At 56.7% G+C, this 12,895-nt stretch carries 11 protein-coding genes; 3 read left to right on the top strand and 8 right to left on the bottom strand.

Going from position 1 to position 12,895, the window contains the following annotated elements; translation table 11 throughout:
- Positions 1 to 22: 22 nt before the first annotated feature.
- From CPJ18_RS09470 to CPJ18_RS09450, 5 genes are all read right to left on the bottom strand, one after another.
- Positions 23 to 847: an inositol monophosphatase family protein gene (locus CPJ18_RS09470; RefSeq protein ID WP_077116871.1), complete on the bottom strand. Its 825-nt coding sequence runs from the start codon at positions 845 to 847 to the stop codon at positions 23 to 25.
- Positions 848 to 870: 23 nt separating this feature from the next.
- Positions 871 to 1,698 (bottom strand): inositol monophosphatase family protein, encoded by an 828-nt coding sequence (locus CPJ18_RS09465; RefSeq protein WP_103657825.1) that lies wholly within the window; start codon positions 1,696 to 1,698, stop codon positions 871 to 873.
- A gap of 46 nt (positions 1,699 to 1,744) precedes the next feature.
- Complete coding sequence (ttcA, locus tag CPJ18_RS09460; protein WP_077116875.1) at positions 1,745 to 2,623, bottom strand: tRNA 2-thiocytidine(32) synthetase TtcA; 879 nt, start codon at positions 2,621 to 2,623, stop codon at positions 1,745 to 1,747.
- A 71-nt stretch (positions 2,624 to 2,694) separates the two neighbouring features.
- On the bottom strand, positions 2,695 to 3,624 hold the full coding sequence (locus tag CPJ18_RS09455) for a glutaminase (RefSeq protein ID WP_077116877.1): 930 nt from the start codon (positions 3,622 to 3,624) through the stop codon (positions 2,695 to 2,697).
- Positions 3,625 to 3,686: 62 nt separating this feature from the next.
- On the bottom strand, positions 3,687 to 5,555 hold the full coding sequence (locus CPJ18_RS09450; protein ID WP_483416160.1) for a L,D-transpeptidase family protein: 1,869 nt from the start codon (positions 5,553 to 5,555) through the stop codon (positions 3,687 to 3,689).
- Between the two features lie 458 nt (positions 5,556 to 6,013).
- On the opposite strand from CPJ18_RS09450, the gene fumC reads away from it, so the two are divergent.
- Positions 6,014 to 7,405 carry a class II fumarate hydratase gene (gene fumC, locus CPJ18_RS09445; RefSeq protein WP_103657936.1) on the top strand — a complete coding sequence of 464 codons (1,392 nt, stop codon included), beginning with the start codon at positions 6,014 to 6,016 and terminating at the stop codon, positions 7,403 to 7,405.
- Between the two features lie 314 nt (positions 7,406 to 7,719).
- The gene (locus tag CPJ18_RS09440) at positions 7,720 to 8,784 is read left to right on the top strand and encodes a GGDEF domain-containing protein (protein WP_077116879.1); all 1,065 of its coding nucleotides are present in this window, start codon (positions 7,720 to 7,722) and stop codon (positions 8,782 to 8,784) included.
- A 25-nt stretch (positions 8,785 to 8,809) separates the two neighbouring features.
- Here CPJ18_RS09440 and CPJ18_RS09435 read toward each other — a convergent pair whose 3' ends face one another.
- The 3 genes from CPJ18_RS09435 to CPJ18_RS09425 form a co-directional block, all read right to left on the bottom strand.
- Positions 8,810 to 9,418, bottom strand: coding sequence for a pyridoxamine 5'-phosphate oxidase family protein (locus CPJ18_RS09435; RefSeq protein ID WP_103657935.1), 609 nt, complete (start codon positions 9,416 to 9,418; stop codon positions 8,810 to 8,812).
- A gap of 63 nt (positions 9,419 to 9,481) precedes the next feature.
- Positions 9,482 to 11,299, bottom strand: coding sequence for a monovalent cation:proton antiporter-2 (CPA2) family protein (locus CPJ18_RS09430; RefSeq protein ID WP_103657824.1), 1,818 nt, complete (start codon positions 11,297 to 11,299; stop codon positions 9,482 to 9,484).
- Positions 11,300 to 11,336: 37 nt separating this feature from the next.
- Entirely contained in the window at positions 11,337 to 11,705 is a 369-nt protein-coding gene (locus CPJ18_RS09425) for a gamma-butyrobetaine hydroxylase family protein (protein WP_077116885.1), read from the bottom strand.
- Between the two features lie 179 nt (positions 11,706 to 11,884).
- Between CPJ18_RS09425 and moaA the strand changes: the two genes are divergently transcribed.
- Positions 11,885 to 12,874, top strand: a complete 990-nt coding sequence (gene moaA / locus CPJ18_RS09420) for a GTP 3',8-cyclase MoaA (RefSeq protein ID WP_245445382.1) — start codon at positions 11,885 to 11,887, stop codon at positions 12,872 to 12,874.
- The last annotated feature ends 21 nt before the right edge of the window (positions 12,875 to 12,895 follow it).

Genomic DNA, 12,895 nt, shown 5'->3' with positions numbered 1-12,895 from the left:
TTTGCGTTTCAACAAGCTCCGCTTAGACCGTGAAAATCTTCTCGCGCAACAGTTCCCATGTCTCTTCATTGGGTGCCAGCAGAAGACCGCCGCTGGTGTGGTGCGGAAGATAGGGCGAACCATCGAAGCGGGCAGCGTAAGCACCCGCCTCCTGCGAGATCAGCGTGCCGGCCAGATGATCCCATGGCATCAGTTTGTTATACATCAGGAAGTGCATGTGGCCGCCGCAGAAGGTGCGGTATTCGTGGGCTGCACAGCGGTAGCTGGTGAACAGGCGCACATCGGCCAGATTGTTCAGCAAACGGCGGCGCACATCGCCCTCGAAATAGCCGGTATTGGCAATGCCGACCATTTGCGAAAGTTCGGGCGCAGGCACGACATTCATCTGGCTCTGCGATCCATCGGCGCTGCACATCCATGCGCCGGAGCCCTTTTCAGCGATGACCCAGTCATTGCCCATGGGATCATAGATGATGCCCGCGACCGTCTCACCCTTCGATACAACGCTTAGCATCACGCCAAAGAGCGGCAGACCGGCAGCGAAGTTGAAGGTCCCATCGATGGGATCGACAACGACGGCAAGATCTGCCTCGCCCAGCTTGGTCAGAAGCGATGGGTCGGCCGCAACGGCTTCTTCACCCACGAAAAGTGCATCCGGCATGAATTCGGCCACCCGGTCACGAATCAGACGCTCAGCAGCCTCATCGGCCTCTGTCACGAGATCGATGGCTTCCGTCTTTATGCGCACGTCACCCTCGCCCAGATTGCGAAACCTCGGCATGATTTCCACACCTGCCGCCTCCTGAAGGGCATTGGCAAGCGATGCGATGTCGAGTTCAACGGTCATGGGTGTTCCTTCCTAGTATCAAATCAAAGGCCGACGATTTCGCGGCGTATCATCTTCCAGCTGTCCTTATCTGGGGCGGACAGAATGCCGCCTGACAGATCGCCGGGGCGGTAGGGGGTGCCATCGAACTTGGAAGTGTATCCGCCCGCTTCCTGATGCGTCAGCACACCGGCCAGATGGTCCCACGGCATCAGCTTTTCATGGCCGATGAAGTGAATCTTGCCGCTGGAAACCAGCCAGTATTCATGCGCCGAGCAATTCAGCGAAAGCGCCATCTTGGTCTTGGTCATGTTGGCGGCGATCACCGGGCGGCGCTCTTCGAAACTGTGGCCCCAGGAAAAAACGCCAACCATCTGAGAGAGATCGACAGGCTTTGCCGCCGTCACTTTCGCTTCGCTGCCGTTCTTGCGTTTCAGCGTTGCGCCCGCACCTTTAACCGAAACAATCGTATCACCCATGACAGGGTCGTGGATGATGCCCGCGACCGTTTCCCCTTTTATGGTAACGGCGAGCAAAGTACCGAATGCGGGCAGACCGGATGCATAATTGAACGTGCCGTCGATCGGGTCGATCACGAAGGCAAGCGGCGCATCGACAAGTGCTGGAATAACCGAATGGTCGGCATCATAGGTTTCTTCGCCAACGATATGGGCTTTTGGAAAACGTTCCAGCAGAGCAGCGGTGATGCGCTTTTCCGCCAGAATATCCGCCTCGGTCACGAGATCGATAACGGAGGTTTTTTCGGAGATGTCGGAAGCGCTCAAATTACGGAAGCGCGGAATGATGTCGTTCACCCCGGCGTCTGCAACGGTCGAGACAAGGAATTCAAGATCGGAATCGGAAAGTGTCATGAAGCATTTCTTTTAAAAATGGGAAGAGCTTCCACGACCTAATCTCCTAGCATGACGGATCGGTGACAGTCAGGCCTGCAAAATCGAAAAGCTTGGTGTCGAGCAGATGAGAGGGGTTAACGTGCGCCATGGCGCGCAACATCACATCCTTGCGGCCCGGCATCCGTCGCTCGATATCGGCCAGCATGTCTTTCATGGCATTGCGCTGAAGACCGTCCTGCGAACCGCACAGGTCGCAGGGAATGATCGGAAACTCCATCGCAGTCGCAAACTTCGCCATGTCCTCTTCCGCGCAATAGGCCAGCGGACGCAGCACCATGACATCGCCTTCGTCATTCATCAGTTTCGCCGGCATGCCCGCAAGCCGCCCGCCATGAAACAGGTTCATAAAGAAGGTTTCGAGTATATCTTCGCGATGGTGACCCAGCAGCAGCGCATCGCAGCCCTCTTCACGGGCAATGCGGTAGAGATTACCGCGCCGCAGCCGCGAACAGAGCGAGCAATAGGTGCCACCCGCAGGCACCTTTTCCTTCACGATGGAATAGGTATCGCGATACTCGATACGATGCGGCATGCCGATCTTGGTCAGATAGTCCGGCAGGATATGCTTGGGGAAATTCGGCTGGCCCTGATCGAGATTGCAGGCGATGAGTTCGACCGGAAGAAGGCCGCGCCATTTCAAATCCAGCAGCAGCGCCAGCAGTCCATAGCTGTCCTTGCCGCCAGAAAGGCCGACCAGCCAACGCTTCTGGCCTTTCAGCATATCGAAATCATCAAAGGCCTGGCGCACATTGCGCAACAGCCGTTTGCGCAGCTTGTTGAACGAGACGGAGCGTGGTGCATTGGCGAACAGCGGATGCGCGCCACCCTGCTCTTCAGGCTCGACGCCTTCGGGCATGTCATCGATGTCTGCGGCAATGTTCATGGCAATCTCGCTTGGTCCTGAACGCGCGTCAGCGTTCCAGGTTCAGGGAATGCCCGCATATGCCGTGAAGATCAAGCCCCGAATACGGACCAGCCCATTTCGTTTGCCAGCATTTCCAGCGCAACAGAGCCCAGAGCCGAATTGCCGACTTCATTGAGGCCCGGCGACCAGACGGCGATGGACGCCTTTCCGGGTGCCACGACCAGAATGCCGCCACCCACGCCGCTCTTGCCCGGCAGACCGACATGATAGGCAAAATCGCCCGAGCCATCATAATGGCCGCAGGTCAGCATCAGCGCGTTGATGCGCCGTGCCCGTTTTTCCGAAACCACGGAGTGGCCAGTCACGGGGTTGCGGCCACGATTGGCCAGAAACAGCCCTGCCCGTGCCAGTTGCACGCAGTTCATGGACAGCGCGCACTGGTGAAAATAAACGCCCAGCGTATGATCGACCGGATGGTGCAGATTGCCAAAACTGCTCATGAAATTGGCCAGAGCGAAGTTTCTATAGCCGGTCGTCTGCTCGGATTTCGCAACCCTGTTGTCAATGGAAATCGTCTCGTCATCGGCCAGGTAGCGCACGAAGCGCAGCACCTCGCCAATCGCCTCACGCGGCTGGTGGCCCGCCAGAACCATATCGGTAACGACAATGGCACCGGCGTTGACGAAGGGGTTGCGTGGAATGCCCATCTCCCGCTCCAGCTGAACGATGGAGTTGAAAGCAGAACCGGAGGGTTCGCGCCCTACCCGCTTCCACACACTCTCTCCCGTCTTGCCCAGCGCAAGTGTCAGCATGAACACCTTGGAGATACTCTGTATCGAAAACTGCACCTTTGCGTCGCCAGCCACAAAGGTTTGACCGTCCACGGTGGTCACGGCAATGCCGAACTGCTTTGGATCGACCTTGGCAAGCTCGGGAATATAATCGGCCACCTTCGCGGCACCCAGTCGCGGCTGCATTTTTTCGGTGATGGAATTGATAACCGTCTGAATGTCCCGCATTGCCCCTGCCCTCATAAAGAAAAAGCGCCCGTGAAGGCGCTTTTGATGTTGTAATATATGCCTTAGATCGAAGACGCACGCGCCTTCGTCGTCGTGTCGAACGCCTTCATGACGTAGCTGTCGCGATCATAGACGTCGTCGAAATACTGCACGTGGCCGTCCTTGTCCGGCCATGCCGTGAAGTAGGACACGTAGACAGGAACCTTGCCCGATACCTGAACAGCGCGGTTCTGGCCTGCAGCAATCTGCTTGTTCACGTTGTCCATGGTCGTGCCGAGAACGGCAGCAGCCATGCGACGTGGATCGACCAGACGGATACAGCCGTGGCTCAGCGCACGCATATCGCGGTTGAAGAAGCTCTTCGCAGGCGTGTCATGCATGTAGATGGCATGTGCGTTCGGGAACAGGATTTTCAGGTCACCCAGCGCATTGTCGCTGCTCGGTGGCTGGCGCACGGAAACCGCATTGGTGGAGCCGTACCAGTTCACCTCGGAAGACGAGACCGAACGACCGTTGACCTGAACTTCGTAGCCCAGACGGTCCAGGTAAGACGGATCGCGGCGCAGCTTCGGCAGCATCTCGTTGATGATGATCGACTGCGGAACGCCCCAGTAAGGATTGAATTCAACCGTCTGGATTTCGTCCTGGAAGAAGTAGGTCTGGTTCGCCTTGGAACCGATGACCACCTTCATGCCGAAGTCCTCGACACCTTCATTATGATAATAAGCCATGAACGCAGGCTGGTTGATGAAGACGAACCGGTCGCCCAGATCGGCTGGCAACCAGCGAACCTGTTCCATGGCCACTTCCAGCTTGGCGATCTTGGCTTCGTTGCTGTCGCCGGTCATGGCGCGCACGGTTGCACGGCCAATAACACCGTCAGCCTTTAGGCCGTTTTCGCTCTGGAATGCCTTGACCAGATCAACGAGATCAGGCGTGTATTCCGGCGTCTGCTGGTAGCTGGAGAGCGTCGAGGCATGGCCAGTCTTCAAAGTGGCGGAAGAGCGATGCTCGATAGCCTTGACGACACTTGCCATATCGGCGTTGTTTTCACCGGGCTTGAGAACGAGATCGGCAGGCACGACGACCTTGTTGTCGGCGTCCTTGTCTTCATCCCGCAGCTTTGCCAGCTCGGCTTTCAGCGCCTGATATTCAACGTTGGATGGCTCACGGCTGCGCAGATAGGCAGCAACATCCGGGCTGAGGCTGGCAAGCTTCAGAACCGGCGTCAGATTGACCGTCTTGCACTTGAAATCATGATAGCCGGACAGCTTGTTCGGATCGACGCGACCGCGTGTCGTGTCCTGCACATAGGCCAGAACCTTGGCCGAAAGCGCCAGTTCAAACTGCATCATGGCAGGAGGAATGGACTGCTGTTCGGAAACGGATGCGTTCTGCACCTGAGCTGCCGGTTCTGCCGAAATGCTGGCTGTCACGTCCTGCGAAGGCGCGGAAATGCTGTAGTCGGTTGGGTTGAGACCGCTGTCACCGACCTTTTCAAAAAATGCGAGAACGGCGCTGGCGCGCTCATTCAGATCGCCATTCGAAACCCAGATCGGCTGTCCGCCTGCGTTGTAGTAGGATTCCAGCGCCTTGGCGATTTCGGGCGTTGCCGAGAGCTTAACGCCTGCAAGACCAGCGGAAAACTTCGACGTGTCGACAGCGCGCGCGCCATCGGCCTTGTACGTATAATATCGAGGGCCGGAAACACGCGGCAATGGCTCAGGATCGACATCGCGTGTGGATGCGCTGCCCTGCATAGTTGTCGTAACACCCGGCAGACCGCGATCCTGGCGCTCACGCTCGACCTTGCCTGGTCCACCACGCAGAAGGTCCATGAGGGTCACTGCACCGGCCGAGCCGGGCATCGCCGCCGAAACGGAAAGTCCGAGAGCCAGTATGAATGCTGCCGATGATTTTCCAGAAGTGATTTGCAATTTATTCCTCGCCGCATCCCGCGCCATCATTCATCGAGGCGCATATAAAGAGTATGTGTCTGTCTAGCTGATTGGTCTGCTTTTGGAAAGAAAACGCACGAAGTCCAATCAAGTGCCAGACATGAGTTTCCGTCACGAAAAAATCGCTTCGGCATGGTGCCCACGTTTGGCGAGAATAGTTAAATTTCTCTTTAATTTCCTAACATTGCGCAAACAAGTTTTCGACAGTGGTGCCAATGATGGCATAAAATCCACGCAATCGAACGACGTGACAGAAAAGCCACGCGCCCGGACTTTCGGGCCGGATGTCTGCGTTTGAAGTCCCCTGGGAAATATGGTGCCACACCGCAGGACAGGCTTTCCATGATTGCGCTATCGCTTTATATGTCTGCGCGCGCAAGGCTGGCGGAGAAGCTGTCTTGGCGCTGGACCGCACAGGAGAGGCAGGACTGATGACAGCCACACGCACCGAAACCGACACATTTGGCCCTATCGACGTTGCAAGCGACCGTTATTGGGGCGCTCAGGCACAGCGTTCACTCGGCAACTTCAAGATCGGCTGGGAAAAGCAGCCCGCCTCCGTGGTTCGTGCGCTCGGCATCGTCAAGCAGGCTGCTGCCCGCACCAACATGGCGCTAGGCGGACTGGACACACAGCTGGGCGAGACCATCATCAAGGCCGCGCAGGAAGTCATCGATGGCAAGCTCAACGATCACTTCCCGCTCGTCGTCTGGCAGACCGGTTCCGGCACGCAGTCGAACATGAACGCCAACGAAGTCATCTCCAACCGGGCGATTGAAATGCTTGGCGGCGAGATGGGCTCCAAGAAGCCGGTTCACCCCAACGACCACGTCAATATGAGCCAGTCGTCCAACGACACCTACCCGACGGCCATGCACATTGCCTGCGCTGAGCAGATCGTTCACCACCTGTTGCCAAGCCTCAAGCACCTGCATGCAGCACTCGACGCCAAGGCCAAGGGCTTTGCCCACATCATCAAGATCGGCCGCACCCATACGCAGGATGCAACACCGCTGACATTGGGTCAGGAATTTTCCGGTTATGCAGCTCAGGTTGCTTCCGCCATCAAGCGCATCGAACTGACATTGTCAGGCCTTTATGAGCTGGCGCAGGGCGGCACTGCTGTCGGCACAGGGCTCAACGCACCGGTCGGCTTTGCCGAACAGGTTGCGGATGAGATCGCCAAAATCACCGGACTGCCCTTCATCACTGCGCCTAACAAGTTCGAAGCTCTTGCAGCCCATGACGCCATGGTCTTCTCGCATGGTGCGATCAACGCGGCGGCAGCAGCGCTGTTCAAGATCGCCAACGATATCCGTTTCCTCGGCTCCGGCCCACGTGCTGGCCTTGGTGAACTCGCTTTGCCAGAAAACGAACCCGGCTCCTCCATCATGCCGGGCAAAGTCAATCCGACACAGTCGGAAGCCTTGACGCAGGTTTGCGCGCATATCTTCGGCAATCAGGCAGCAATCACCTTTGCGGGCTCGCAGGGTCACTTCGAACTCAACGTCTACAACCCGATGATGGCATATAACTTCCTGCAGTCCGTTCAGTTGCTGGGCGATGCAGCCGTGTCCTTCACCGACAATTGCGTCGTCGGTATCGAAGCCCGCGAAGACAACATCAAAAAGGGTGTCGAGAACTCATTGATGCTGGTGACGGCGCTGAACAGCAAACTCGGCTATGACGCCTGCGCCAAGATCGCCAAGACCGCTCACAAGAACGGCACGACACTTCGCGAAGAAGCCGTCGGCGGCGGATACCTGTCGAACGAAGAATTCGACCAGTATGTTCGCCCAGAGAACATGATCGGCCCCAAGTAACGTCGAAATCTGGAAACGGCTCTTACGGGCCGTTTCCAACCATCTTAGAATACTGGACACCTTTAAAAATATTCAAGAATTTTACATAGCTATAAGAAATTACCTCTATAAATTAGCCCGTAAAATGGTATGGGAAATGGCCCCTTCTGCTTTAGGCGATTCTAATTATAAAAATAAGCGTCCGCGGATGGATTGAGGTATTTGATGATACGACTTTCTCACAATCAATATTGATTTTCGTCACCGAAGCTTTCCAAAAGGAAATCTGAAAGACGAGTGGGATAGATACTAACTTTACTACCGGGAGTGACTTGATGAGTACGACATCAACGCCGAAGGCACCTGATATCGCAGCGCAGATTCTCTTTGCAATGCGTAATATGGGTGTTGTACCCATTCCAAGGAACTATAACCTCTTCTATGAGGCCTATATCGGATCAAACCCTGCTTTGACCCGTGACCTCGCTGCATTGGGCACACTTGCGACGCAGGAAGAACTGGACGAACTCGGCGCGCGTTATTTCGACCATACTCATAGTCAACTGCTCGAATCTGCGCGAGAAAAACTTCACTCCGAACTGAATGCGCTTCTGGTGGTCTTGCAACATGAGCAGACATGCCTCGAGAACTACAATCGTATTCTGGATGAAACCCGGGCCGGTATCGCGGATAAAAATCAATCCAGCACACATCTTCTGCGCACGGCCATTTCCATGCTGGTGGATGCCACCGGCAATAAGATGACGGAAAATGAAACCACATTCAAAAACGTGGATCGTCACGCCGCCGAAATGCAGCAGGTCCGGCTTGAGCTTGATGAATACAAGCGCATTGCCAACACGGATTCCCTGACGAGGCTCTCCAATCGGCGGGCGTTCGATGACAAGCTGGCTTCGATGTACGACACCAGCATCGGTCTTCATCTATCTGCGCTGGTGCTGCTGGATGTCGATAACTTCAAGCGCATCAACGATACCTTCGGTCATCCGGTGGGCGATAAAATCCTGGCGAGCGTCGCTTCGATCATCAAAGCCAATGTCCGCAAGGACGGTTTTATCGCCCGAAGCGGTGGCGAGGAATTTGCGATCATCCTCGATGGCAACAATCAGGAGGAAATCCATGCGGTCTGCGAGCGTATCCGCACGTCGCTGGAGAAGACGCCGTTCCGCAACTCCAAATCCGGTGTCGATTACGGACAGGTAACGATCTCCATCGGTTACGCGCTCGCCTCGCAGGCGCAAAACCCTGGTGAGCTATATGCACGCGCCGATACCGCCATGTATCACGCCAAGGAAACCGGTCGTAACCGCACCATTTTCTTCGAGGACGGCATGCAGAAGAATTATGCCAACAAGAGTTGGCTTATTTACAAGCAGTGAGCCGAGGTCTCGGCTCTACCGCTGCTCACCACATGGTCTTGGCTGCCCGTTCCGGCCATTCACGGTCATAGGTTTCCTTGTCGAAATCCGCCTTCGCGGCTTTCAGAAGCGTTCCGGCTGTCGGCAAGGCTGCGGGATCAACGAAGTTTTCCGCGTTCCACAATTCGGAACGGATGAGCGCACGCGCGCACTGAAAATAGACCTCATCGATCGTGATCACGGTAACTGTGCGTGGATGCTTTCCGTCCATCTCGAAACTGTCGAGCAGCGCAGGGTCGATGGACACGACGGCCTTTCCGTTGATCCGCATCGTCGTGTTGGAACCGGGAATGAGAAACATGAGCGCCACCCGCGGATCGCGCACGATGTTCAGCAGCGAGTCGATGCGGTTGTTGCCGCGCCAGTCCGGCAGCAGCACGGTCTTTGCATCCGCAACCCTGACAACTCCGCCTTTGTCACCGCGCGGTGAGCAGTCCATACCTTCCGGCCCGACCGTCGCCAGCGCCACAAATGGCGATGCTTCGATCATCTGTTTGTATTCAGCCGTCAGCGAAGATGTGACCTTTACGACAGATGCTTCGGACGACTCACCGTAAATCGTCTTCAAATCTTCCACAGAGCGAATAATCGTCATGATGAACTCCTTCTCCACAGTCCCGCTTGAACAGGACTGTCACGACAATGATGTGACAGCGCGCTAGCTATCCTCTCGCGCCTCTTCCCGCGCTTCGCGTTCGGCACGCTCACGCGCCGTGCGCGCTGCGACGATATCGGCAGGTTGCGCATTGCCGCGAATGAGAGAGCGTCCGGCATACACGCCACCCACCACCTCAAGCGCAAAACGCTCCTTGTCGACATCACGGAATTCCTCGATCAGGCGTTCTGCCAGATCAGTCTCCTCACCGATCGCGGTCAGCACTTTTTCGCTGAAATTGAGCGCAGATTCGTATGTCTCGCGGATCTGATAATCCACACCTGCCTTCAACAGATCGAGCGCATGGCCGCGATCATAGGCCCGCGCCAGAACAGGCACCAAAGGAAACTCGTGCTTGACGATCTCTGCAATGCGAATGGCCGCTTCCTTGTCGTCCACGCAGATCAGCACCGCACGGGCCGAGCCCGCACCTGCCGCATGCAGAATCTCGGCGCGGGAGCCATCACCGTAATAGACCTTGAAGCCGAAACCGGAGGCATCGCGCACGAAGTCGGCATCCTTGTCGACCAGCGAAAGCGTATAACCACGCGCCAGAAGCGGCTGGCTGACGATCTGGCCGAAGCGACCAAAGCCGATCATGAGGATGCTGCCGTCAACATCTTCGGGCAGATCGAGATCACCGGTTTCGGGCGCTTTCTTCGGCACGATACGATCATGGGCGATGACCATCAGCGGCGTCAGGATCATGGAAATGATAATGGTCGCCGTCAGCACGGCATTGGCTTCGGCATCGAGGATACCTGCAGCGACGGCTGCGGAATAGAGCACGAAGGCAAATTCACCGCCCTGCGCCATCAACACCGCCCGCTCGATGCTTTCGCGCTGGCATGTGCCCACCACACGCGCCACGCCATAGATCAGCAGTGCCTTGATGAGCATGTAGGCAACGACGCTCATCAGCACGAGTTGCCAGTTGGCCGCAATCACCGTCAGGTCGATCGCCATGCCGACGCCTAAGAAGAACAGGCCAAGCAGAATGCCACGGAAGGGCTCGATATCCGCTTCCAGCTGATGGCGGAAGGACGATTCGGACAGCAAAACACCGGCCAGAAATGCGCCCATGGCCATGGAAAGCCCGCTGACCTGCATCAGCAGTGCTGATCCGAGAACAACCAGCAGGGCCGCAGCCGTCATCACTTCGCGGGCGCCGGACGCGGCGAGCAGCCGGAAGAACGGGTTGAGCAGATACCGGCCGGCAAGGATCAGCGCGACGATGGCGGCAAGCGCAATCCCGATAGAGGTGAACCGCTCCGTCAAAGTCACGGTCTCGCCGCCCGCACCGAGGAACGTCACAAGCACCAGAAGCGGCACAATGGCCAGATCTTCGAACAGGAGGATTGCAATGATCCGCTGGCCCTTCAACGTCGACATGCTGTTGCGCTCCTGCAGCATCTGCATGACGATGGCGGTGGATGTCAGTACGAAGCCGGTGCCCGCGACGAAAGACGGGATCAGCGAAAATCCGAGCGCAAGGCCGATCATCGTCAACCCTGCCATGCAGGTCAGTACCTGCAGAGCACCAAGCCCGAAAATATCCTTGCGCATGGACCACAGCCGCGAAGGCTGCATTTCAAGGCCGATGATGAAGAGGAACATCACCACGCCGAGTTCGGCAATATGAATGATGGCTTGCGGATCCGAGAATGCTCCAAAACCGAAGGGGCCGATGACTAAGCCGGCGGCGAGATATCCCAGCACCGAGCCCAGCCCGATACGTTTGAAGATCGGGGCCGCGATGACGCCTGCCGCCAACAGGACGACAACTTGCGCCAGATCATTTGCATTTCCCTCGACCGCCAAGTGTCACCCCCGTAACGTCATGAAATATTGTCTTCTGCTACCGGATTTTACGGTCCCGGCTCAAGCCTTTTTCAGCCAGTTCCTGCTCATAGGCACTGAACAGAGTGTCACCCTTTTCCCCCAGCTCGAACAGATATCGCCATGTGAAAATTCCACTGTCATGACCATCATCGAAGGCGATGCGCACGGCGTAATTTCCTGTCGCGACAACGGAGCGGATCGTGACGTCCCGTTTGCCTGGAACGGTTATCTTCTGGCCCGGCCCATGACCTTGAACCTCGGCGGAGGGAGACAGCACCCGCAACGTCTCCGCCGGTAGATCGAACGACTGCTCATTGTCGAAGGTGACGACAAGATGTTTGCGATCTTTGGAGACCCGCAATTCGGTCGGCCAGGGCTCATTCATCTTTTCATTTCCAAACCGTGATATATCCCGCACACTTACGACCTTGTCTGCACTGCGGCAAGGCATTACATGGTAAGATAAGACAGCAGACACAGCGCAGATTGATTGGAGATTTCAGGTTGAACAGCTTTCTCGGAGCGCTCCAGCCAGCGACATCCTTGAACGAAAGCACGAGCCCGATGGTTGACCCCTTCGGACGCGCTGTTACCTACCTGCGCGTCTCCGTCACAGACCGCTGCGATTTCCGCTGCACCTACTGCATGTCCGAGCACATGACATTCCTGCCAAAGAAAGACCTTCTGACGCTGGAAGAGCTCAATCGGCTCTGTTCAGCCTTCATCAAAAAAGGCGTGCGCAAAATCCGGCTGACGGGCGGCGAGCCGCTGGTGCGCAAAAACATCATGCATCTGGTGCGCGACCTCGGTCGCCAGATCGATGCTGGCATGCTGGACGAGCTGACGCTGACCACCAACGGATCACAGCTGGCAGCTCACGCAGCTGAGCTATATGATTGCGGCGTGCGCCGCATCAACGTGTCTCTTGATACGCTCGACCCGGATAAATTCAAGCAGATCACCCGCTGGGGCGATTTCTCCAAGGTCATGAACGGCATCGATGCCGCATTGGCCGCTGGCCTCAAGATCAAGCTGAATGCCGTAGCACTCAAGGATTTCAACGAGCACGAAATCCCCCACCTCATGCGTTTCGCGCATGAACGCGGCATGGACCTCACCGTCATCGAAACCATGCCGATGGGCGAGATCGAGGAAGATCGTACGGATCGCTATCTGCCGCTTTCGCAGGTCCGCGCATCGCTGGAAGAACAGTTTACACTGAGCGATATCGGCTATCAGACCGGTGGCCCGGCGCGTTATGTCTCGGTGAAGGAAACCGGCGGCAGGCTCGGCTTCATCACGCCGATGACCCATAATTTCTGTGAAAGCTGCAACCGTGTTCGCCTCACCTGCACCGGCACACTCTACATGTGTCTGGGCCAGGACGACGCTGCGGATCTGCGCACGGCGCTGCGCGCATCCGACGACAATGCCCTGCTTTCGCAGGCCATAGATGATGCGATATTGCGCAAACCCAAGGGCCACGACTTCATCATCGACCGCACCCACAAACGCCCCGCCGTCGCCCGCCACATGAGTGTCACAGGCGGCTGATGTTTCCCAGCGTATGATGAT

Source organism: Agrobacterium rosae, from assembly GCF_002915175.1.
GTDB classification, from domain to species: Bacteria; Pseudomonadota; Alphaproteobacteria; order Rhizobiales; family Rhizobiaceae; genus Agrobacterium; species Agrobacterium rosae.
This window is presented reverse-complemented; position numbering and strand designations above follow the sequence as displayed.